Source organism: Bradyrhizobium sp. CIR18 (assembly GCF_014198295.1).
Classification (GTDB): domain Bacteria; phylum Pseudomonadota; class Alphaproteobacteria; order Rhizobiales; family Xanthobacteraceae; genus Bradyrhizobium.
Genome location: NZ_JACIHF010000005.1, coordinates 184,210 through 205,720 on the forward strand (window position 1 = coordinate 184,210; position 21,511 = coordinate 205,720).

The following is a 21,511-nucleotide window of genomic DNA, read 5'->3' on the forward strand; positions in this document are numbered from 1 at the left end:
AGAAGGGCGCCGGCGGCTTGGCGAGACCGGGAACTCCGCGCTAGATGAACCGGTGCGATCGATGATCGACTTAAGAAGAATCCGGCTGGAGCAGGCCTGACCCATGCTGCGCGTCGTTTCCCTGAGCCTTGTCATCCTGACCGCCGGCCTGTTCAGCGCGGCGGCCGACCCGCAGGCCGACGATCTCACCCTCTGCCGCGACCGCCAGGCGGAGGTCCAGGCCCGCGCGAGCGCCTGCGACAATCTGCTGAAGGCCGACAAGCTCACCGGCAAGGACAAGGCCATCGCGCTCTCCGTGCGCGGCAACACGCTGATCAGCAAGCGCGACTACGACCGCGCGATCGAGACCCTGTCCATCGCGATCGATCTCGATCCTGATTACGTCATCGCCCTCAACCTGCGCGGCCTCGCCTATGAGCGCAAGGGCCAGGACGACCTCGCCATGGCGGACTACAACCTCGCCCTCCGGAAGCGCCCCACCTACGGTGTCCCCTACAACAATCGGGGCGTCATCCACGCGCGCCGCGGCGCGTTGCAGAGCGCGCTCGACGATTTCAGCCTGTCGATCAAATACACGCCCAAATTCCTGCTCGGCTGGACCAATCGCGCCCGCGCGCGGACGCTGATGAAGGATTTCGACGGCGCGATCGCCGATTTCGCGGAGGCCGAGAAGATCGACCCGACCGCGCCGCAGATCGCCAGCAACCGCTGCATCACTTACGGCATGATGGGCAAGTACGCGCAGGCCCTTGCCGACTGCAACGGCCTGATCGAGCGGCAGCCGAAAAACGTGTTCGCGATCAACAACCGCGCTGATGTCAGCATGATGAAGGGCGACCTCGACGCCGCGCTGAAGGATTACAACACCGCCATCCAGATCAATCCGAACAACATCCGCGCGCATTCCGGCCGCGGCCAGATCTACGAGCGGAAGAAAGATCTCGCGCAGGCGCGCGCCGATTACCGCGCGGCCGCCTATTCGCTGACGAAGTTCGACGAGCCCGACGTCGCCCGCGCCCGTGCCGTCGCGCAGGAGCGGCTCGCCGCGCTGACGCTGCAGGCGCCGGCCGGAGCAACCGGGCGCCGCGTGGCGCTGGTGATCGGCAACGGCTCCTACAAGAACGTCCATGCGTTGCCCAATCCGCCGCGCGATTCCAAACTGATCGCGAGCGTGCTGCGCGACGTCGGCTTCCAGAGCGTGATTTCCGTCAATGACCTCACCCGCGACAAGTTCTTTGACGCGCTGAAGGCCTTTGCGGAGGAAGCGGAGAAGGCCGACTGGGCCGTGGTCTATTACGCCGGCCACGGCTTCGAGATCGGCGGGGTGAACTATCTCGTTCCCGTCGACGCCAAGCTCGCCGCCGACAAGGACGCCGAGACCCAGGCGGTCGCCCTCGAGCAGGTGATCGCCGCGGTCGGTGCCGCGCGGAAAATGCGCCTCGTGGTCCTGGATGCCTGCCGCGACAATCCGTTCGCGCCGAGCATGCAGCGCACGCTGTCGCTGAAGCTGGTCGACAAGGGCTTTTCCAACATCGAGCCCGGCGCCGGCTTCATGGTGGTCTACGCCGCCAAGCACGGCGAGACCGCGATGGACGGCGACGGCAGCGCCAACAGCCCGTTCGCCACCGCGCTGGCCCGCGAGATCAGGCAGCCGCGCATCGAGATCCGAAAACTGTTCGACATCATCCGCGACGACGTCTGGGCTGCGACGAAGCACGAGCAGCAGCCCTTCACGTATGGGTCACCGCCGGGACGGGAGGATTTTTACTTTGTGGCGGGGAAGTAAGGGGCGCGATTCCGGCGCCCCATTCTCCGTGCCGTAGGGTGGGCAAAGCGACTTTGTCCGCCGTAGCTCGAAGAGCGAAGGCGGAAGCGTGCCCACGCCTTGTTGCTTATGGAGGGAGATCGTGGGCACGGCGCTACGCGCCTTTGCCCACCCTACGGGACCGGAGTTTCAGACGACGATGCTGAGCCGCTTCGCCGCGCGCGTAATCCCCGTATACAGCCACCGCGCCCTTGAGTCCTGGAACGCAAAGCTCTCGTCGAACAGCACGACGTCGTCCCATTGCGAGCCCTGCGACTTGTGCACGGTGAGCACGTAGCCGTAATCGAACTCGTCATAGGGCTTGCGCTGCTCCCAGGCGATCTGCTCGACGCCGCCCTCGAAGCAATCGGCGCGCACCGAGACCTTGGTCACCTTGTGGCCGAAATCCTCGTCCGGTGACAGCCGCATCGAAAGGATGCGCGATTTCGAGCGCGAGGTGTTGCGCGACTTCACGCGCCACAGCCCGCCGTTGAACAGGCCCTTCTTGCGGTTGTTGCGCAGGCACACCAGCTTGTCGCCCGCGACCGGGAAGACGTCCTCGATGTTCTGGCGCTGGCGCACCCGCATATTGTAGGCGCGCCGCGTGTTGTTGCGGCCGACCAGGACCTGGTCGGCGCCCATCACGCGGTCGGGATCGAGCTCCTTGCGCGAGACCACCTCGCTCTCGCCGTAGCGGCCGATGTCGAGCTCGCGTCCCTCGCGCACGTCCATCGACATCCGCACGATCGGATCGTCCTGCGCCTGGCGGTGCACCTCGGTCAGCATCGCGTCGGGCTCGGTGTTGGTGAAGAAGCCGCCGCCCTGGATCGGCGGCAGCTGCGCGGGATCCCCGAGCACGAGCAGTGGGCAGTCGAACGACATCAGGTCGCGGCCCAATTCGGCGTCGACCATCGAGCACTCGTCGATCACGATCAGCTTCGCCTTCGAGGCCGGCGCGTCGTCCCACAATTCGAAGCTCGGCTGCTCCTCGCCGGATTCGCGGGCGCGGTAGATCAGGGAGTGGATGGTGGAGGCGTCGTCGCAACCCTTGTTGCGCATGACGAGGGCGGCCTTGCCGGTGAAGGCCGCGAATTTCACCTCGCCGTCGACGCCTTCGGCGATGTGCCGGGCCAGGGTGGTCTTGCCGGTCCCGGCAAAGCCGAACAGGCGGAAGATCGGCGGCGTGCCGTTGCGGCCCGGCCTGGCCTTCAGCCAGTCGCCGACGGCCTTGAGAGCGGCATCCTGATGCGGTGTGAAACTGGCCATATCTGTCTTGAGGAAGGGCGAAACGAGGCGATTCGCCATCCCCCAAAACTAACCATTCGCCCCGCCGGTTCAAGCGGGGCGAAGCCGGTTGCCTTTTGGTCCTACTGCCAGCCGGGAACGCCGCGCATGTCGGGCAGCTGGTGGGCGATGCCCTTGTGGCAGTCGATGCAGGTCTTTTCCTTGGTGAACAGGAAGCGCTGGTGCGCCACCGAGGCCCGCGGCGACTGCTTGGTGATGTCCATGGAATCGGCACTGTGGCAGTTGCGGCATTCCAGGGAATCGTTGGCCTTGAAACGCGCCCATTCGTGCGCGGCGAGCTCGAGGCGATGATCCTGGAATTTCTCGCGGGTGCCGATCGTGCCGAAGATCTTGCCCCAGACCTCCTTGGAGGCCTGCATCTTGCGGGCGATCTTGTCGGTCCAGTTGTGCGGGACGTGGCAATCCGGGCAGGTCGCGCGCACGCCGGAGCGGTTGCTGAAGTGGATGGTGGATTTCAGCTCGGCGTAGACGTTGTCCTTCATCTCGTGGCAGCCGGTGCAGAATTTTTCGGTGTTGGTCAATTCCAGCGCGGTGTTGAAGCCGCCCCAGAAGATAACGCCGGCGACGAAGCCCGCGAGCACCAGCGTGCCGAGCGCGAACACCGAGCTCGGCCGGGTCAGCACACGCCAGAGCTCCAGCGCAAAGTCCCAGCTTCGCGCGACGAAGCCGCGCTTGGTTTTCAGCTCTGCATTGGGCTCGTCAGCAGTCGTCGTCATCGGCGGCCACCCGGGCTTGCACGCGAGAGCAGCGTGTCGATGTCGACGAAGTCGTTGCTCACGGGCGGATTGGCGGTGTTCTGCGGCACGTGGCATTCCGTGCAGAAGAAGCGCCGCGGCGAGATCGAGGCCAGGAACTGGCCGTCGCGGTCCATGAAATGCGTGATCGAGACCATCGGCGCCTGCGATTCCGCCGTGCGTGCCCGCGCATGGCAGGACAGGCATTTGTTGCCGTTGAGGTCGATCTGATAGCCGTCGATCGTGTGCGGGATGACCGGCGGCTGCTCCGGATAATTGCGCACCTCCTTCTCGGACGTGTTGCGGTTCGGCAGCATCGGCGGCGCCGGGCCCTCGTCATTGAGCGGGGCCGGACCGCGCAGGCCCGAGGTGACGGTCTGTGCGGTCAGCGAGCTCGAGGCCGCGGCGATCGCGAAGGCGAGCAAGGCGATTGCAGATCGTTTCATCATGACAGGCTCACCCGCTCGATGCGCACGGCGCATTTCTTGAAGTCGGTCTGCAGCGAAATCGGATCGGTCGCGTCCAGAGTCACCTTGTTGATCAGCTTGGACTCGTCGAACCACGGCACGAAGACGAGGCCCTTCGGCGGCCGGTCGCGACCGCGCGTTTCGATCCGGGCGCGGATGAAGCCGCGGCGGGAGACCACCTTCACCTCGTCCCCGCGACGGAGCTTGGCATCCGCCGCGTCGTCCGGATGCATGAAGCACACGGCTTCGGGGAAGGCCTTGTACAGCTCGGGCACGCGGCGCGTCATGGTGCCGGAATGCCAGTGCTCCAGCACGCGGCCGGTCGAGAGCCAGTAGGGATATTCGTTGTCGGGCGATTCCGCCGGCGGCTCGTAGGGTAGCGCGAAGATGCGCGCCTTGCCGTCGGGATAGCCGTAGAACTGCACGTCGGTGCCCTGCTTGACGTAGGGATCACTGCCCTCGCGGAAACGCCACTTCGTCTCCTGGCCGTTAACGACGGGCCAGCGCAGGCCGCGCTCGCGGTGATAGGTGTCGAACGGCGCGAGGTCATGGCCATGTCCGCGGCCGAACTGGGCGTATTCCTCGAACAGGCCCTTGTGCACATAGAAGCCGAAGGCCTTGGACTCGTCGTTGAGATAGCCCGGCTCGATGTCGGTCACGGGGAATTTGTCGACCTGGCCGTTCTTGTAGAGCACGTCGAACAGCGTCTTGCCGCGAACCTCGGGCTTCTTGGCGATCAGCTCCTCGGGCCACACCTCCTCGATCTTGAAGCGCTTGGAGAACTCCATGAGCTGCCAGAGATCGGATTTCGACTCGCCGGGCGCGGGGACGAGCTGGTGCCAGAACTGGGTGCGCCGCTCGGCATTGCCGTAGGCGCCTTCCTTCTCCACCCACATCGCGGTCGGCAGGATCAGATCGGCGGCCAGTGCCGTCACCGACGGATAGGCATCCGAGACCACGATGAAATTGTCGGGGTTGCGGAAGCCGGGATAGGTCTCCTCGTTGGCATTGGGGCCGGCCTGGAGGTTGTTGTTGACCTGCACCCAATAGGCGTTGATCAGGCCGTCCTTCAGCATCCGGCTTTGCAGCACGGCGTGCGCGCCGTTCTTGTCGGGAATGGTGCCTTCGGGCAGCTGCCAGATGTGCTCGGCGTGGTCGCGATGCGCCTTGTTGGTCACGACCATGTCGGCCGGCAGCCGGTGCGAGAAGGTGCCGACCTCGCGCGCGGTGCCGCAGGCCGAGGGCTGGCCGGTCAGCGAGAACGGGCTGTTGCCGGGCGAGGAGATCTTTCCGGTCAGAAGATGGATGTTGTAGACGAGGTTGTTGCACCAGACGCCGCGGGTGTGCTGGTTGAAGCCCATGGTCCAGAACGAGACCACTTTGGTCTTGGGATCGGCGTAGAGCTCGGCGAGCGCCTCCAGCCGGTTCAGCGGCACGCCGGACATCTCGGCTGCCTTTTCCAGCGTGTATTCCGACACGAACTTGACGTACTCGTCATAGCTCATGTCGGTGGAGTCGTTGGCCTTCGCTGCACCCGTTGCCTTTTTCTGAAGCGGATGCTCCGGCCTCAAACCGTAGCCGATATCGGTCTGCCCTCGCCTGAAAATCGTATGCGCGGCGACGAAGTCCTTGTTGACCCGGCCGGTCTTGATGATGTGGTTGGCGATGGCGTTAAGGATGTAGAGGTCGGTCTGCGGCTTGAACACCATGCCGATGTCGGCGAGGTCGAACGAGCGGTGCTCGAAGGTCGAGAGCACGGCGACGCGAACATGCGGCGCGGACAGCCGGCGGTCGGCGAGGCGCGTCCACAGGATCGGGTGCATCTCCGCCATGTTGGAGCCCCACAGCACGAAGGCGTCGGTCGCCTCGATGTCGTCGTAGCAGCCGGGCGGCTCGTCGATGCCGAAAGTGCGCATCATGCCGGCGACGGCGGAAGCCATGCAGTGCCGCGCATTGGGATCGATGTTGTTGGTGCGGAAGCCGGCCTTGAACAGCTTCGAGGCTGCATAACCTTCCCAGATCGTCCACTGGCCGGAGCCGAACATGGCGACGCCGTTGGGGCCGCGCTTCTTGAACGCCTCCTTCCACTTCACCTCCATGATGTCGAAGGCTTCGGTCCAGGATACGGGCGTGAACTCGCCGTTCTTGTCGTATTTGCCGCCCGTCTTGCGCAGCATCGGCTGGGTCAGGCGGTCATGGCCGTACATGATCTTGGAGAGGAAGTAGCCCTTGACGCAGTTGAGGCCGCGGTTGACCTCGGCCTTGATGTCGCCGTGGGTGGCGACGACGCGATTGTCCTTGGTCGCGACCATCACCGAGCAGCCGGTGCCGCAGAAGCGGCAGGCGGCCTTGTCCCATTTCATTTCGCTGTTGTCGCGCTCGGTGATGAGATTGGCGGCGAGCGCCGGAGCCGGCATGCCTGCTGCGGCGGCCGCAATCGCGGCGGCCTCGAGCTTCAGCATCTGGCGGCGGTCGAGCTTTGGCGATGTCATGATGGCTCTTCCTGACTCAGGCGGTTTCGATGGCGTGGAAGACCAGCGCCGCGGAATAGACGTGTTGCAGCGACTGGATGGTGTTGAGCAGGGTGCCGAGGCTGCCGGCATCGGGCGCTTCGGTCACGACGACGAGTTTGCCGCGTGGGTCGCGGCCATGGATCTCGCAGCCGGGCAGGGCGGTGATCTCAGCTTCGAGTTCGGCGAGGCGCTCGGGGCGCGCCTGCACGATGATGCTGGCGATTTCGGCGCCCGGTGGCGGCACGATGCGGTCGGTGCTGAGCACGCGGCCGGTGATCAATGCGCGGCGGTTGAGTGAAGCTTGGGCCATGATGCCGGTCTTTCGCTTGGAGGAGATCAATGCGGGGAGGGCGGCGGGCCGGGAGGGCCAGCAAACATCTGGTAGATCCAGACGCCGAGCCCATAGGAGCCGACTGTTCCGACCGCGAGGACGGGCATCACGATCGCGGTCAGGAATAGGAAAGCGAAAATCTCCATGCGCTTGCGGCGCACGCGCGAAGTCGTGTCGTCAGGGGCCGACATATTCGGTCTCTTCGGGATGGTATGGGAAGCGGGACGGCATCCGGGCCGTTGCCTTGCAGCCCTTTTGCTGCAATCGGGCCGTGGTGGCGTTGATCTGGATCAACCTGTCGACTTGCGCGGATGTCGCAGCGGCGGCCCCGAGGCGGGTATGGGGCGCCATGCCAGGCTCGGGATCAGTCTCCCGCGCGGCGGAATTGCTGCTCCGTAGACAGCTCCGCCTCACACCTTAAGATGAGCTTAACAACAATAGAGCGGGAGAGCGACGCCATGAAGTTCGGCATCTTCTACGAGCTGCAACTGCCGCGGCCCTGGGTGGCCGGCGACGAGCTCCGGCTCTACCAGAATGCCCTCTCGCAGATGGAACTCGCCGACAAGCTCGGTTACGACCATGCCTGGGTGGTCGAGCATCACTTCCTCGAGGAATATTCGCACTCGCCCTCGCCGGAATCCTTTCTCGCCGCGGCCAGCCAGCGCACGAAAAACATCCGGCTTGGCCACGGCATCCTGCAGCTCACCACCAATCACCCGGCGCGCGTGGCCGAGCGTGTCGCGGTGCTCGATCTGCTCTCGAACGGGCGCTGCGAGTTCGGTATGGGCGAGAGCGCGTCCATCACCGAGCTCACGCCGTTCGGCCGCGACATGGAGACCAAGAAGGAGGTCTTTGAAGAAGCCGTGCAGGCGATCTTCCCGATGTTCAAGGACGCGGGCAGCGAACATCACGGCAAGTATTTCGACATTCCCCTGCGCAATGTCGTGCCAAAACCGGTGCAGAAGCCGCATCCGCCGCTGTGGATGGCGTGCTCGCAGCTGCCGACCATCGAGCGTGCCGGCCGTCACGGTTTTGGTGCGCTCGGTTTTCAGTTCGTCAGTGCGGATGCCGCGCATGCCTGGGTGCACGCCTATTACAACGCGATGACCAAGCGTCTCGCAAAGCTGGCGGACTACCAGATCAACCCGAACATGGCGCTGGTCTCGTTCTTCATGTGCGCCAAAACGGATGAGGAGGCGCGCGCCCGCGCCGACGGCGCCACCTTCTTCCAGTTCGCGCTGCGCTTCTACGGTGCCTCGCAGAACCGCCAGCGGCCCGCGCCCTACACCGTCAACATGTGGGACGAGTACAACAAGTGGAAGCGCGACAATCCGGAGGCGCAGGAGGCGGCGTTGCGCGGCGGCCTGATCGGCTCGCCGGAGACGATCCGCAGGAAGCTGAAGCGATTCCAGTCCTCGCATATCGACCAGGTCATCCTGCTCAACCAGGCCGGCAAGAACAGCCACGAGCACATCTGCGAATCGCTGGAGCTGTTCGGCCGCGAGGTGATGCCGGAGTTCCAGAACGATCCGGCGCAGGCGGCCTGGAAGCAGGGCGTCATGAGCGGCGAGATCAAGCTGGAGGAGATCGACACCGAGGCGTTCACGGACCGCTACGGCAAGCTCGCGGTCAACGTGGCGCCAGCGAAGGCGGCGGGGTAGGGGATCTGCATCCGGCATGGGCCCCGGCTCTGCAGCGCATCACACGCGTTGCCGGCTTTCGGCGCCCGATCGTTGCTGCTATCCTTCCGCAAAACAGCGTCAGACGGAGGAAGCCAATGCGGCCCGACGGAACGGCCACAACTCCAGCGGCTGGCGACATCACGCCCGCGGTGCTCGCCATCGGCCGCTCCGATTTCCCCAAAGTCCTCATCGACACGCTGCGCCGCCAGGCCGATGTCGGTCATTGCATGGTGTTTGCGCTGAGCCGTGCAGGTGCCGCGACCTGCCTGCTCGATGCCGGCAATATCCCGATCGGCGGCGATCTCGGCGCCGCCTATGCCGGCCAGTTCCACGAATCCGATCCCAACCGCGATGCGCTGTTCGAAGGCGAGGGCACTGCGCCGATCATGCTGCCGAGCTTCGCGCCCCGCATGTACGGCGCGCGCTACCGCAAGATCTTCTTCCACGATTCCGGCATCGTCGACAAATGCGCGACCGCGATCTGGACCGGCGACACCTGCTTCTACGTCAACTTCTACCGCATCACGTCCCAGGGCCGCTTCAGCGCCGCGCAACGCGAACGGCTGCAGACGATCGCGCCCGCGATCGGCGCCAGCGTCGCGCGTCATTTTCAGCAGGCCGCGACCGCGACGCCTGATCAGAACCTCGCCACATTGTTCGCGACGCGCGCGCCACTCTCGAACCTGACACCGCGCGAGCAGGAGGTCTGCCGCCGCATCCTGCTTGGCTTCAGCTCCGAAGCGATCTCGCAAGGACTCGGCATCAGCCTGCATTCGACCCTGACCTACCGCAAGCGCGCCTATCAGCGGCTCGGCATCTCCTCGCAGAACGAATTGTTCGGAATCGTGCTGGGCCTGCTGGCAGGGCCACACGGCCTGAACTGAGGGGACCGGGAGTCCGCGATACCTGCTTCCGAAAGCAAAGCGGACACGCGGTCCACCTACGGGGATCGTCGCCTTTTGACCCGAAGCCGACGCCACTCCTCGCCTCCAATGTGCTAGACTGAGACCCGGTCAAATGCTCCCGGGATCCACATGAAGCGGCGCGAGTTCGTCACGCTGATTGCTGGCGCTGCGGCATTGCCGCTCAAAGCCCGCGCACAGCGGGCTGGCCAGCGGTACCGCGTTGCGGCATTGGGGCCGGTACCGCTCAGCTTCTTCGATGAACTGGGCAGAGCCGGCTTTGTCAGAGGCAAAAACCTTGAGATCGACAGCCGTGGCGAAAGGGTGGCTGCCGCGTCTTATGCCAGTGTGGCCATTGAACTGGTCGAGGCAAGTCCACATGTGCTGATGGCAGTCGGGGCCGAAGCAGGGCACGCAGCACAGAAAGCAACGCAGCGTATTCCAATCGTGGTGATCGCGGACGACTTGCTTGGCAGCAAGCTTGTCGCCTCGATGCCGCATCCCGAAGGTAACACCACTGGTGTTGCCATCTTTGCGTTTCAGCTCGACGCCAAGCGATTGGAGTTGCTGCATGAAGCACTGCCAGCTATCCGGCGAATAGCAGCTCTGGCAGACCGCCTGCCGATACCAAACATGAGTACTCTCGAAAGCGCCGCCAAGAGGCTCGGCGTCGAGATCGTTCCGTTTGCCGCACGATCCGAGGAAGATCTCATCCGTGTGATTGACGCTTTGAAGGTCGAAGAGATCGGGGCCGTCAACCTGCTGGCCTCGCCGATCTTGGCATCGAAATTCCAGTACCTGATCCGCGATCGGCTGGCCCTCCGCCGCCTGCCCGCCATTCTGCAGTGGCCCGAGCAGGCGGAAGAAGGCGGACTGATGGGATACGGTCCCCGCCTCAGCGCGGTTTTCCACCAATGCGCGCGTCAGGTCGCAAGACTATTGCGAGGCGCAAAGGTAGCCGAGGTGCCTGTTGAGCAGCCGACAAAGTTCGAACTGGTCATCAATCTCAAGACAGCCAAAATGCTAGGTGTCGAAATGCCGCCGATGCTACTCTCTCGTGCCGACAGGACGGTCGAGTGAGTTCTCGGCTTCCGTTTCTGGCGCCTTAGCTGCCTTCTGTTTCTGGCCTCAGAATGTCGGCTGTCGGGCTGGGAGCAGTCAAGGTCGCAGCGTGTCCGCTCCGCCGGGCTATTCAGAGAAGCGCGTTGTCCGCATCGCCAGCTCACTATCAAGCGGTGCTCCCAATTTTGATATCGTCGAACAAGAGCCCGTCGTTAACCATCCCCGACGGTTCCCGCCTGAGCGGCATCGCTTCGAAGTTTCTTAAATTTTGCTGGGTACCTCTTCAGGGCACAGTGACCTGGGGAAAGAGTATGGGTAAGCGGGCGAAACGTGGAAAGGCGGAGACGCTCGCAATACCCATGGCCGCGAGAGTTGCAATTGGCGCCGTGGCCGTCGCCGCGTTGGGGTACGGTTTGCTGTCCGGCCCGGCGAGCGTGCAGGCGATCCGGAAGCCGTCCGCACAGGAAGCCAAGGCATCGTCAAGTCCGGTTTACGTGGCGCCCCCGGTTCATGCATCCGCGCCGGCGGTAGCTCCGGCTCCGATTCCGACCCCGGCACCTTTGGTCGAACCACCAAAAGCCGACGCTGATGGTCCCGGAGCATTGGTCCGGCAGGTGGTTGACTACGCCAGCCGCCAGACGCCGGGCACCGTGATCATCGATACCAAGAACACATTCCTCTATTTGGTTCTGAACGACACCCAGGCGTTGCGCTACGGCATCGGTGTCGGCCGCGAAGGTTTCACCTGGTCGGGCGAGCAGACTGTGGCCCGCAAGGCGGAATGGCCGGATTGGCATCCGCCTGCGGAGATGGTCTCGCGTCAGCCTTATCTGCCGCGGTTCATGGCAGGCGGTCCCGGCAATCCGCTCGGCGCCCGGGCGATGTATCTCGGCGAGACCGAATATCGCATTCACGGCACCAACAAGCCCGATACGATCGGCAAGCGCGTGTCGTCCGGCTGCATCCGGCTGACCAATGACGACGTCACGGATCTCTATGAGCGGGTGAAGGTCGGCGCGAAAGTGATCGTGCTTCCGGCAACCGTTCGTCGTCCATCCCAGGGCGCGCCGGCCGACGCCGCGTTCCGGTTGCCGGACCCTGCATCGCCATCGAAGCGGCCCTTGGCAGCCAACGCGCAGATGCTGCCATTTGGAGCGAAGATCGCCGAGGCGCGGTAGCTCCAAGGATCTAGCTCCAAAGGTCTGGGCTCCAACGGTGAGCAGAGCGCCGCGCAGCATCGTCCGGCACGCGCTGCTGTGCAGAGCCGGGACCCGCGGTGTCAGCTGCCGCCCTCTGCCAGTTGCCCCGCTCCAATGACGTGCTTTCCTGGTTCGCCGGCAACAGCCGCCTCGATGAGCTGCCGGGCCACGTTGGTCACCGGGCTTACACGCGCAACCCGCGGCAACAGGGGGGACGCGAAGTTTAGGACGTTCCGCACTGCTCGCTGTACCGGCCTGCTTTCGGCACGCTCGCCATCCAGGAAGCCTGGCCGCAGGATCGTCAGGGACGGGAAAGCGAGCGCCCCGATCGCCTCTTCCACCTCGCCCTTCGTCCGCGTGTAGAGAAACAGGGATCGCGGGTCGGCGCCCAAGGACGATACCAACGCGAAACGGCCGACTCGAGCGTCGCGCAGCCGCCGCGCGATCAGCAGCACAAGTTCGTAATCGACCGCACGAAATGCTGCTGCCGACCCTGCCGCCGCTCGCGTCGTTCCGAGCGCGCAGATTGCGCCGTCGGCTCGCCATTCCTCACCGCCGGCACCAGCAATCAGATCATCGAGCCGAGGATTGGTTACCCGCTCCTCGGCTGGCAGCGCACGCCGCGTCGGCGCGATGATGCGCGTGATGCGAGGGTCCGCACGAGCAAGCGTCATCGCGCGGCCGCCAACCAGCCCCGTCGCGCCTACGATGAGCAATGTGGTCATGACCATCCCGTCTTGGCTTTGCAGGCCAAGTGTACAGGAACCGGCTGCCACGGCAAATTCGATGCCTGCGTCGCGACAATCTCCAAGTCCGGCACATATCGAAGTTGTGAGCCACGGGGAATTCCTTGCCGTTTTGTCCCGTCAACCGGACTTACACGTAAATGCTCTCCTGCCGTGTGTCCCCATCGCTAGGGACAGACGCCGGCCGCGGAGTTCGCTAGTCTGTCCTCTAGGATACGACATCCGGAGAGGCCGCATTGAGCACCGCGCCGCGCATCGACATCGACCCGGCCGCATTCTGGGCCGATCCCTATCCGATGCTCGCGAAGATGCGGAAAGAAGCTCCCATCGCATTCGTGCCGCAGCTCGGCTCGACGCTGCTGACCAGCCGCGACGACATCTCGATCTCCGAGAAGCAGATCGACGTGTTTTCCTCGCACCAGCCTGCGGGCCTGATGAACCGGCTAATGGGCCACAACATGATGCGCAAGGACGGCGAGGCGCACCAGGTCGAGCGCCGCGCGATGTTTCCGACGGTGTCGCCAAAGACGGTGAAGGCGCACTGGACCGCGCTGTTCCAGGCCCATGCCGACCGCATCCTCGACGCGATCGCGCCGGGACGGATCGACTTCATGCGCGATTTCGCGCTGCCGTTCTCCGGCGAATGCCTGAAGTCGATCACTGGCCTCACCAATATCGGCTTTGGCGACATGGACGCGTGGTCGCAGGGCATGATCGAGGGCATCGCCAACTATGCCGGCGACCCTGAGGTCGAGGCGCGCTGCCACGCCGCGACCTCGGGCATCGATGCTGCGATCGACGACATCCTGCCGGCGATGCGCAAGCATCCCGACCAGAGCATTTTGGGCGTGCTGCTCGCCTCCGGCATGCCGATGGAGAGCGTGCGCGCGAACGTCAAGCTCGCGATCTCGGGCGGCCAGAACGAGCCGCGCAAGGCCATCGCCGGCACGGTGTGGGCGCTGCTGACCCATCCCGAGCAGCTCGATCTGGTGCGCAAGGGCGAGGTGACCTGGCTCGAGGCGTTCGAGGAATATGCCCGCTGGATCTCGCCGATCGGCATGTCGCCGCGCCGCATCGCCAAGCCCTGGAGCATCCGCGACGTCGCCTTCGAGACGGACGAGCGCGTGTTCCTGATGTTCGGCTCGGCCAACCGCGACGAGAGGCATTTCGAGCGCGCCGATCAGTTCGACGTGCGGCGCGATACGACCAAGAGCGTCGCCTTCGGCGCCGGCCCGCATTTCTGCGCCGGCGCGTGGGCCTCCCGCGCCATGATCGCCGACGTCGCGCTGCCGACCGTGTTCGCGCGGGCGAAGCAGCTCGAGATCGCCGACGACGAGAAGGTGCGGATCGGCGGCTGGGCGTTTCGCGGGCTGCAGAATTTGCCGGTGCGGTGGCATTAGCTTGCAAGCGTCCTGCGCGAGGCACGCGCCCACCACGGTTTCAGTGTCCTCGCCCGGCTTGACCGGGCGATCCAGTACGCCGCGGCCGTCGTGTGAAGCACTGACGCCTCTGGAATACTGGATTCCCCGCCTTCGCGGGGAATGACAGCGGAAGTGGTGGAGGCGGCTTCGCGCCTCAGCAGCCCCACTGCCTGCGCTTCTCACATTCGCGTGCAGAAAAAATCCCTCTGCATCATCGCGGCCGCTTGAAAGATTAATCATGCGCGCTGCCGCGCGCGCAGTGCGCGCATCGCTATTTTTCCGGCCGTCTCGACACCTCCGACAACCCGCACCATCATTCCCGAACTGGAATGAATGACGGCCGCGCTCGGCCGGGAGTGTGGAATGCAGCGTCGTGACTTTCTCAAGCTCTCCATCGGAACTGCGGCGGCCGCTGCGTTCGCCTCGCCTGTAATCGCGCAAGGCGCGGTGAAGGAAATTCGTATCGGCTATCAGAAGAACGGCGTGCTGGTCATCGCGCGCCAGCAGGCGGCGCTGGAAAAACATTTCGTTCCCTCGGGCATCGAGGTGAAATGGGTCGAGTTCTCCTCGGGCCCGCCGATGATGGAGGCGATGAATGTCGGCAGTGTCGATTACGGCGCGGTCGGCGATTCCCCGCCGGTGTTCGCGCAGGCAGCTGGTGCCGCGATCGTCTATGCCGCGGGCCAGCCGATCACCAACGGCCAGGGCATTCTGGTGCCGAAGGATTCGCCGATCCGCGCCATCGCCGAGCTGAAAGGCAAGCGCATCGGTTTCACCAAGGGCTCGAGCGCGCACAACATCGTGGTGCAGACGCTGGAGAAGGCGGGCCTGACCTATGCCGACATCACGCCGGTCTATCTGGCGCCGCCGGACGCCGGCCCCGCCTTTGCCAATGGCAGCATCGAGGCCTGGGCGATCTGGGATCCGTATTTCGCGATCGGCGAGACCAGGCAGAACGGCCGCATCCTGATCAACGCGCGCGAGGTCACCAAGACCAATTCCTTCTACATCGCCAACCGCGACTTCGCGAAGAACCACGGCGCGATCCTGCAGCAGATCGTCGACGTCACCACCGCGACCGCCGGATGGGCCGAGCAGCACCGCGACGAGGTCGCGAAGTCTCTCGCCGCGGTGACCGGCATTCCGCTGGAGATCCAGACCATCGCGGCGAACCGCTCGTCCTTCGTCGTCGGCCCTGTCACCGACGATATCGTCACGACCCAGCAGGGCGTCGCCGATCGCTTCTACAAGCTCGGCCTGATCCCGAAGCCGATCGCGATCCGCGACATCGTCTGGCGCAATCCGGCAGCCTGATCGTGCCGACCAGCCTTCCCACACACAGGGGTTTGAACATGAGGCGTATCATCCAGCGTCTGATCGCGGCCGTGGTGCTGTCGATCGGCATCGTCGCCGCCGCCGTCGGAACGTCTTACGGCCAGGACAAGGTGGTTCGCATCGGCTACCAGAAATACGGCAAGCTGGTGCTGCTCAAGAGCAAGGGCACGCTGGAGCCGAAGCTGGCTGCCGACGGCTACAAGGTGGTGTGGACCGAATTCCCCTCCGGACCGCCGCTGCTCGAAGCACTCAATGTCGGCGCGATCGATTTCGGCAACACCGGTGAGGCCCCGCCGATCTTCGCGCAGGCCGCTGGCGCGCCGATCCAGTATGTCGCCTATGAGCCGCCGGCGCCGAAGGGCGAGGCGATTCTGGTGCCGAAGGACAGCCCGCTGAAGTCCGTCGCTGACCTCAAGGGCAAGAAGGTCGCGCTCAACAAGGGCTCCAACGTCCACTATCTCCTGGTCAAGGCGCTGGAGAAGGCCGGCGTGAAATATTCTGAAGTTGAGCCCGTGTTCCTGGCGCCGGCCGATGCGCGCGCCGCCTTCGAGCGCGGCGCGGTCGATGCCTGGGTGATCTGGGATCCGTTCCAGGCCGCCGCGGAAGCGGCCACAGGCGCGCGCACGCTCGCAGACGGCTCCGGCATCGTCGCCAACTACCAGTTCTACTTTGCCTCGAAGAAATTCCTCGACGCCAATCCTGAGATCGTCGACGCCGTGCTCGCCGAGCTCAGCACGGTCGACGATTGGGCCAGGGGCGACATCCATGCGGTGGCTGAGCAGCTTGCTCCGGCAATCGGTCTGTCCGTCCCGGTCGTCGAGGTGGCATTGAAGCGGCAGTCCTACGGCATCAAACCGATCACGGATGCCGTCATCGCCGACCAGCAGCAGGTGGCCGACGCGTTCTTCGCGCTGGGCCTGATCCCCAAATCCATCAAGATTTCTGACGTCGCGCGGAAATCCGGTTCGTGAGCGCAAGTCATGACAAAGCAACCCAACGCCAACATCCTCTGGTTCCTGCCGACCCACGGTGACGGCCGCTATCTCGGCACCGGCATCGGCGGCCGCGAGGTCAATTTCAACTATCTGCGCCAGATCGCGCAGGCCGCCGACCAGCTCGGCTATTTCGGCGTGCTGCTGCCGACCGGGCGATCTTGTGAGGATTCCTGGATCGTCGCCTCGTCAGTTGCGCCGTTCACCGAACGGCTGCGCTATCTCGTCGCCGTCCGGCCCGGCCTGCAATCGCCTGGTGTCGCCGCGCGCATGACGGCGACGCTCGATCGCGTCACGGGCGGCCGGCTGCTCGTCAACGTCGTCACCGGCGGCGATCCCGTCGAGAACAAGGGCGACGGCATCTTCCTCGGCCATGACGAGCGCTACGAGGTCACCCGCGAGTTCCTCAACGTCTATAGCGACCTGCTCGCCGGCAAGACCGTGAATGTCGAGGGCAAGCACATCCACATCGAGGGCGGCAAACTCTTGTTTCCGCCGGCGCAGTCGCCGCGTCCGCCGATCTATTTCGGCGGCTCGTCCGATGCCGGCATCGATGTCGCCGTCGATGCCGTCGACAAATATCTCACCTGGGGCGAGCCGCCGGCGCCGGTGGCCGAAAAGATCGCGAAGGTGCGGGAGGTCGCTAGCGCGCGCGGCCGCAAGCTGTCCTTCGGCATCCGCCTTCATGTCATTGTTCGCGAGACCAACGAGGAAGCCTGGCGTGCCGCGAACGAGCTGATCCAGCATGTCAGCGACGACACCATCGCGCTGGCGCAGAAGAATTTTGCCCGCATGGACTCCGTCGGCCAGCAGCGCATGGCGCAGCTTCACGGCGGCAAGCGCGACAAGCTCGAGATCGCACCGAACCTCTGGGCCGGCGTAGGCCTCGTGCGCGGCGGTGCCGGGACGGCGCTGGTCGGCGATGCCGAGACCGTCGCGGCCCGCATCAGGGAGTATCAGGACATCGGCATCGATACCTTCATCATGTCGGGCTACCCGCATCTGGAGGAGGCCTATCGCTTTGCCGAGCTGGTATTCCCGCTGCTCTCGCTCGAGCAGCCCTCCAACGTGACCAGGCTGCATTTCAACGGCGGTCCGTTCGGCGAGACGGTCGGCAGCGATTTCCGTCCGCAGCACAGGGTGTCGCAGTCGTGAGCGTGATCGACAGCGTTTCACTCCCGCGCAGCCTTCGTTTGCCGCGGATCGACGGCCTGATCCAGTGGATCGTGCCGCTCGCCATCATCGCGCTCTGGCAGGTCGCCAGCGTCACCGGCTTCGTGCCGACCCGGGTGCTGCCGGCCCCGAGCGACGTCCTGCTCGCCGGCTGGAAGCTGCTGCTCTCCGGCGAGCTCGTTCGCAACATCTGGGTTTCGTTCTGGCGCGCTTCGATCGGCTTTTTGATCGGCGGCAGCATCGGCTTCGCGTTCGGGCTCGCCAACGGCCTGTCGCAGCTCTCGGCAAAGCTCACCGACACCACGTTGCAGATGGTGCGCAACGTGCCGCACCTGGCGCTGATCCCGCTCGTCATCCTCTGGTTCGGCATCGACGAGAGCGCAAAACTGTTCCTGGTGGCGCTCGGCGTATTCTTCCCGATCTACCTCAACACGCTGCACGGCATCCGCACCGTCGATCCGCAGCTGATCGAGATGGGCCGCATCTACGGCATGACCGACGGCGAACTGTTCCGCCGCGTGATCTTCCCGGGTGCGCTGCCGTCGATCTTCGTCGGCATCCGCTTCGCGCTCGGCATCATGTGGCTGACGCTGATCGTCGCCGAGACCATCGCGGCCTCGTCGGGCCTCGGCTACATGGCGATGCAGGCGCGCGAGTTCATGCTGATCGACGTCGTCGTGCTCTCGATCCTGATCTACGCCCTGCTCGGCAAGCTCGCCGACAGCGCATCCCGCGTGCTGGAGCGTTTGACGCTCTCCTGGCACCCCGCCTTCCAGAAACGTTGAGACATACTGGGAATCACATGCAGACAGCCGTTCGTACGTCCCTTCCCGAAACCGAGCTCGCCAGCCGCGCCAATTTTGCGCCTCACGCCCGCATAGTGCGCGAGGTGCAGAGCAGCGGCCTGCCGCTCAGCATCCGGGGCTTGCGCAAATCCTTCGGCAGCAACGAGGTGCTGCGCGGTATCGATTTGCACATCCCCGCCGGCCAGTTCGTCGCCATCGTGGGAAAAAGCGGTTGCGGCAAGAGCACGCTGCTGCGCTTGATCGCGGGCCTCGACAAGATCGATGCCGGCAGCATCAGCTTCGGCCAGGACATTCAGCCAAAAGGCATCCAGCCTGAGGACGTCCGCGTGATGTTCCAGGAGCCGCGGCTGTTACCCTGGGCCCGCGTGCTGGCCAATGTCGAGGTCGGCCTCGGCCGCGATCGCGCTTCAGGCGATGCGCATGCGCGCGCCGAGAAGGCCTTGACCGAGGTTGGTCTCGCCGACAAGCGCGACCAGTGGCCCTCGGTGCTGTCGGGCGGACAGAAGCAGCGCGTCGCGCTCGGCCGCGCGCTGGTCTCTCGTCCCCGCGTGCTGGCCTTCGACGAGCCGCTCGGCGCGCTGGATGCTCTGACCCGGATCTCGATGCAGCGCCTTTTGGAGCGCGTCTGGCGCGATCAGGGCTTTACCGCGATTTTGGTGACCCATGACGTCGCCGAAGCCGTGGCGCTGGCGGACCGGGTGCTGGTGATCGAAGAGGGCCGCATCGCTCATGATGAAGTGGTTCACGCGGGCCGGCCGCGCCAGCGCGGCTCGGCCGAGCTTGCGGGTCTGGAAGGCTCGATCCTGAGCCACCTGTTGTCGGCGGACGATCGTACCTAAATACAAGGGAACCCCACCTCGGGGACCATGCCATGAATGTAGTGCCCCGCGATCTCATGACTGAAATCCCCGTCTCGTCCGCCGATTTCCGCGGCGCCATGCGCCATCTCACCGGCGGCGTGAGCGTCATCACGGCTGGGCGAGGCAAGGACGTCACCGGCATGACGGTGACCTCGGTCACCTCGCTGTCGGTCGAGCCGCCGACGCTGCTGGTCAGCATCAACCGCGATGCCTCCTCGTTCCCGCTGATCCGGCGGCACAGCGCCTTCGGGGTGAATATCCTCAATGCCGACCAGCTCGATGTCGCCGAACGCTTTGCCGGCAAGGGCGGGCTGAAGGGCGCCGATCGTTTCAAAGGTGCCAAATGGATGACGGCGGTCTCGGGTGTTCCGCTGCTCGTCGGCGCGCTGTCGGCCTTCGATTGCGAGGTTGAGGAGATCGTGGAGCGGCATTCGCACGGCATCGTCATCGGCCGTGTCAGGGACATCAGGAGCTCGGCGCGGACTGCGGCGCTGGCCTATTGGCACGGCCAGTACGTGGCGGTCGACCAGGAGGAGGACGCCGCGAGGCTTGCCGAAGTGAGCGTTCCCGCGCACGGTCGGCGCGGCCTTTGATCGCGCGGGCCGGGGGGCCGGAAGGCTGGCCTTTTCCCCGTCATCGCTCTAGAAGCGCCCGAGCCTCCCGCCGGGACGGCAATGGAGCGGATCGATGAAGCGCGTCGCGACCTGGGCGTTCTATGCCATCGGCGCGCTGGCGATTGCCTATCTCGCGCTCTACGCCTACGCGATGTTCTCGGGCCAGCCCGTGATCATCCCCGGCGATCCCATCCACATCTTCCGCAAGCCGGACGCGCCGAGTTATTCGTAGGCGAACGCGCGCGGTCCCGTAGGGTGGGCAAAGCGAAGCGTGCCCACGACTTCCATCCAGCGCAGGCAAATCGCGGGCACGGCGCAAGTGCGCCTTTGCCCACCCTAAGGCACCTGCCTTCACCCCCGCAAAATCGCCAGCGCCAGCGCCTGCGCGCGCGGCACGATGCTGTCGATATCGAGATATTCCTCCGGCGTGTGCGCGAGCCCGCCGACCGGGCCCAGGCCGCAGATCGTCGGCGTACCGACCGCGGCGGTGAAGCCGGAATCGGCGCAGCCGCCGGAGAACTCCCCCTGCAGCGTGGTGAGGCCGACCTCTCTTGCAGCGGCCTGATAGTTTTCGAACAGCGCCCTTGAATCCGCGCTCTGCACCACCGGCACGAACTCGCCCTTGATGGTCAGCGTCGCACTCGTGCCCGGCACGTAAGATTTCGCGACGATGGTCTGGATCGCGTCCATCACCCGGGCACGATCGGCCGGATCGACGTAGCGCAGGTCGATCTGGCCCTCGGCGTAAGGCGCCGTGGTGTTGACGGACTGCCCGCCCGAGACCAGGCCGACATTGAGCGTGATGCCCTTGTCGAGATCGGTCAGCGCGTGAATCTGCACGATCTTGTGCGCGAGCTCGCCGATCGCGCTGACGCCGGCGGCGAAATTGGCGCCGGAATGCGCGGCTTTGCCGGTGATGCCGAGATGCATGAAGATGCCGCCCTTGCGCCCCGTCACGACGTTGCCGGTGGGGCGGCCCGGCTCGGAATTGAACACGGCGCGGGCGGAGCGGCCTTCGCGCTCGATCACGGGCCGGGAGGAGGGCGAGCCGATCTCCTCGTCCGAGGTGATCAGCAGCTTGATCGGATGCGGATTGCCGCCGAATTTGTGGAAGGCGGTCGCGACGAAGATGTTCATCACGACGCCGGACTTCATGTCGGCGACGCCAGGGCCATAGGCGCGGCCGTCCCTGATCGTGAAGGGGCGCCGCTCGGCCTCACCCTTGCCGAACACGGTGTCGCGATGGCCCATCAACAGCACCGGCTTCTCGTTGCTGCCGGGTTTTGCGACGTCGGCATGGATGGCGTCGCCGAAGGTGTCGTGGCTCTCGCGCCGGAACGGAATGCCGTGCTCGGCAAAATGCCGCTCGAACCGCGCACCGACCGCATCGACGCCTTCCTTGTCATAGGACCCGGAATCGATGTTCACGACATCGCGCAGCAGATCGATCATCGCCTGCTTCTGCGATGCCAGCCAATCCGTGATTTGAGCTTGAGACATGGAGTTCTCCGCGTTGGTTTTCATGCGGGTTATAGGGCGTTGCGCCGGCGCGACCTAGTCGGAGA

The 21,511-nt window shown here is 64.9% G+C and carries 22 protein-coding genes; 13 read left to right on the plus strand and 9 right to left on the minus strand.

Going from position 1 to position 21,511, the window contains the following annotated elements; all coding sequences use genetic code 11:
- Window positions 1-103: 103 nt before the first annotated feature.
- Window positions 104-1,786: a tetratricopeptide repeat protein gene (locus GGD65_RS18970; RefSeq protein WP_183236234.1), complete on the plus strand. Its 1,683-nt coding sequence runs from the start codon at window positions 104-106 to the stop codon at window positions 1,784-1,786.
- 168 nt (window positions 1,787-1,954) lie between these two features.
- Here GGD65_RS18970 and GGD65_RS18975 read toward each other — a convergent pair whose 3' ends face one another.
- The 7 genes from GGD65_RS18975 to GGD65_RS19005 all read right to left on the minus strand — a co-directional run bounded on the left by GGD65_RS18975 (window position 1,955) and on the right by GGD65_RS19005 (window position 7,505).
- Window positions 1,955-3,070 carry an ATP-dependent RecD-like DNA helicase gene (locus GGD65_RS18975; protein ID WP_026202009.1) on the minus strand — a complete coding sequence of 372 codons (1,116 nt, stop codon included), beginning with the start codon at window positions 3,068-3,070 and terminating at the stop codon, window positions 1,955-1,957.
- 101 nt (window positions 3,071-3,171) lie between these two features.
- Window positions 3,172-3,825 (minus strand): NapC/NirT family cytochrome c, encoded by a 654-nt coding sequence (locus GGD65_RS18980; RefSeq protein WP_246783334.1) that lies wholly within the window; start codon window positions 3,823-3,825, stop codon window positions 3,172-3,174.
- A complete protein-coding gene (locus GGD65_RS18985; RefSeq protein ID WP_026202010.1) occupies window positions 3,822-4,292 on the minus strand; it encodes a nitrate reductase cytochrome c-type subunit in 471 nt (156 codons plus the stop codon). Before GGD65_RS18985 ends, GGD65_RS18980 begins: the two co-directional genes overlap by 4 nt.
- A complete protein-coding gene (gene napA, locus GGD65_RS18990; protein ID WP_183236235.1) occupies window positions 4,289-6,802 on the minus strand; it encodes a nitrate reductase catalytic subunit NapA in 2,514 nt (837 codons plus the stop codon). Before napA ends, GGD65_RS18985 begins: the two co-directional genes overlap by 4 nt.
- 16 nt (window positions 6,803-6,818) lie before the next feature.
- The gene (locus tag GGD65_RS18995) at window positions 6,819-7,133 is read right to left on the minus strand and encodes a chaperone NapD (protein WP_026202011.1); all 315 of its coding nucleotides are present in this window, start codon (window positions 7,131-7,133) and stop codon (window positions 6,819-6,821) included.
- A 26-nt stretch (window positions 7,134-7,159) separates the two neighbouring features.
- A complete protein-coding gene (gene napE, locus GGD65_RS19000) occupies window positions 7,160-7,345 on the minus strand; it encodes a periplasmic nitrate reductase, NapE protein (RefSeq protein WP_018318384.1) in 186 nt (61 codons plus the stop codon).
- Window positions 7,332-7,505 (minus strand): hypothetical protein, encoded by a 174-nt coding sequence (locus GGD65_RS19005; RefSeq protein ID WP_183236236.1) that lies wholly within the window; start codon window positions 7,503-7,505, stop codon window positions 7,332-7,334. The genes napE and GGD65_RS19005 overlap by 14 nt, the downstream gene beginning before the upstream one ends.
- A 107-nt stretch (window positions 7,506-7,612) precedes the next feature.
- Between GGD65_RS19005 and GGD65_RS19010 the strand changes: the two genes are divergently transcribed.
- From GGD65_RS19010 to GGD65_RS19025, 4 genes are all read left to right on the plus strand, one after another.
- Window positions 7,613-8,815 (plus strand): LLM class flavin-dependent oxidoreductase, encoded by a 1,203-nt coding sequence (locus GGD65_RS19010; RefSeq protein WP_183236237.1) that lies wholly within the window; start codon window positions 7,613-7,615, stop codon window positions 8,813-8,815.
- Between the two features lie 116 nt (window positions 8,816-8,931).
- On the plus strand, window positions 8,932-9,720 hold the full coding sequence (locus GGD65_RS19015) for a helix-turn-helix transcriptional regulator (protein WP_183236238.1): 789 nt from the start codon (window positions 8,932-8,934) through the stop codon (window positions 9,718-9,720).
- A 150-nt stretch (window positions 9,721-9,870) separates the two neighbouring features.
- Entirely contained in the window at window positions 9,871-10,818 is a 948-nt protein-coding gene (locus GGD65_RS19020) for an ABC transporter substrate-binding protein (RefSeq protein WP_179733088.1), read from the plus strand.
- 293 nt (window positions 10,819-11,111) lie between these two features.
- Window positions 11,112-11,978 (plus strand): L,D-transpeptidase, encoded by an 867-nt coding sequence (locus GGD65_RS19025; protein WP_183236395.1) that lies wholly within the window; start codon window positions 11,112-11,114, stop codon window positions 11,976-11,978.
- A gap of 101 nt (window positions 11,979-12,079) precedes the next feature.
- Here GGD65_RS19025 and GGD65_RS19030 read toward each other — a convergent pair whose 3' ends face one another.
- On the minus strand, window positions 12,080-12,724 hold the full coding sequence (locus GGD65_RS19030; protein ID WP_246783335.1) for an NAD-dependent dehydratase: 645 nt from the start codon (window positions 12,722-12,724) through the stop codon (window positions 12,080-12,082).
- Window positions 12,725-12,981: 257 nt separating this feature from the next.
- Between GGD65_RS19030 and GGD65_RS19035 the strand changes: the two genes are divergently transcribed.
- The 8 genes from GGD65_RS19035 (at window position 12,982) to GGD65_RS19070 (ending at window position 20,178) form a co-directional block, all read left to right on the plus strand.
- On the plus strand, window positions 12,982-14,145 hold the full coding sequence (locus GGD65_RS19035) for a cytochrome P450 (protein WP_183236239.1): 1,164 nt from the start codon (window positions 12,982-12,984) through the stop codon (window positions 14,143-14,145).
- Window positions 14,146-14,529: 384 nt separating this feature from the next.
- On the plus strand, window positions 14,530-15,480 hold the full coding sequence (locus GGD65_RS19040; protein ID WP_183236240.1) for a sulfonate ABC transporter substrate-binding protein: 951 nt from the start codon (window positions 14,530-14,532) through the stop codon (window positions 15,478-15,480).
- Window positions 15,481-15,518: 38 nt separating this feature from the next.
- Window positions 15,519-16,472, plus strand: a complete 954-nt coding sequence (locus GGD65_RS19045) for a sulfonate ABC transporter substrate-binding protein (RefSeq protein WP_018318393.1) — start codon at window positions 15,519-15,521, stop codon at window positions 16,470-16,472.
- A 9-nt stretch (window positions 16,473-16,481) separates the two neighbouring features.
- The gene (ssuD, locus tag GGD65_RS19050; protein WP_183236241.1) at window positions 16,482-17,648 is read left to right on the plus strand and encodes an FMNH2-dependent alkanesulfonate monooxygenase; all 1,167 of its coding nucleotides are present in this window, start codon (window positions 16,482-16,484) and stop codon (window positions 17,646-17,648) included.
- A complete protein-coding gene (ssuC, locus tag GGD65_RS19055; RefSeq protein ID WP_183236242.1) occupies window positions 17,645-18,451 on the plus strand; it encodes an aliphatic sulfonate ABC transporter permease SsuC in 807 nt (268 codons plus the stop codon). Before ssuD ends, ssuC begins: the two co-directional genes overlap by 4 nt.
- Window positions 18,452-18,468: 17 nt before the next feature.
- Window positions 18,469-19,311: an ATP-binding cassette domain-containing protein gene (locus GGD65_RS19060; RefSeq protein WP_183236243.1), complete on the plus strand. Its 843-nt coding sequence runs from the start codon at window positions 18,469-18,471 to the stop codon at window positions 19,309-19,311.
- Window positions 19,312-19,343: 32 nt separating this feature from the next.
- Window positions 19,344-19,925: a flavin reductase family protein gene (locus GGD65_RS19065; RefSeq protein ID WP_183236244.1), complete on the plus strand. Its 582-nt coding sequence runs from the start codon at window positions 19,344-19,346 to the stop codon at window positions 19,923-19,925.
- Between the two features lie 94 nt (window positions 19,926-20,019).
- Window positions 20,020-20,178, plus strand: coding sequence for a hypothetical protein (locus tag GGD65_RS19070; RefSeq protein WP_018318398.1), 159 nt, complete (start codon window positions 20,020-20,022; stop codon window positions 20,176-20,178).
- 119 nt (window positions 20,179-20,297) lie between these two features.
- Here the strand turns inward: GGD65_RS19070 and GGD65_RS19075 are convergent, their stop codons facing one another.
- Window positions 20,298-21,446, minus strand: a complete 1,149-nt coding sequence (locus GGD65_RS19075) for a M20 family metallopeptidase (protein WP_183236245.1) — start codon at window positions 21,444-21,446, stop codon at window positions 20,298-20,300.
- Between the last annotated feature and the right edge of the window lie 65 nt (window positions 21,447-21,511).